This is a genomic window from Mesorhizobium sp. M4A.F.Ca.ET.050.02.1.1 (assembly GCF_003997725.1).
Taxonomy (GTDB): domain Bacteria; phylum Pseudomonadota; class Alphaproteobacteria; order Rhizobiales; family Rhizobiaceae; genus Mesorhizobium.
The window spans coordinates 1-464 of record NZ_RZSG01001500.1 but is presented as its reverse complement, the minus strand read 5'-3'; the positions used below and the strand labels follow the sequence as shown (position 1 = coordinate 464).

At 63.4% G+C, this 464-nt stretch carries 1 protein-coding gene; it reads right to left on the bottom strand.

Going from position 1 to position 464, the window contains the following annotated elements:
- Positions 1-464 (bottom strand): VCBS domain-containing protein (locus EOA33_RS38365; RefSeq protein ID WP_210212670.1); only part of this gene is annotated, 464 nt, incomplete at both ends.

Below are 464 nucleotides of genomic sequence, written 5' to 3'. Positions count from 1 at the left end.
GCCCTGTGGCCGTGATGCCGCCGAACCCATCCGCCCCGTACTGCCACTCGGCGAACTGGCCGTCGTAGGTGGTAGCTGTTGCCGGATTGAGCGCCGACAGGCTGACGATGCCATCGGCGTTCCCATCATTGACGAGGGTGAAGGATGACACGTCGTCGACGATGTCGACCAGGATGGTGCCGGTGGTTGTGTTGCCGTGTGCGTCGGTCACCGTATAGGTGAAGCTGTCCTTGTCCTGTTCGGTGGTGATGCCGTTGTTGAGGGTCGCGCCGTCATAGGTATGGGTCAGCGTGTAGGTGTAGGTGCCGTCTGCATTGAGCACCAGGTTGCCGTAGCTGCCGGTGGCCGATGAGTTGAGCGTATAGGTATAGGGCCCCGTGCCGCCGGCCGGCGTGATGGCGCCGTTGAATATCTCGCTGTTGCCGGCCGCGTCGCTGCCCGCCGGCAGGCCCTTCTCATAGACC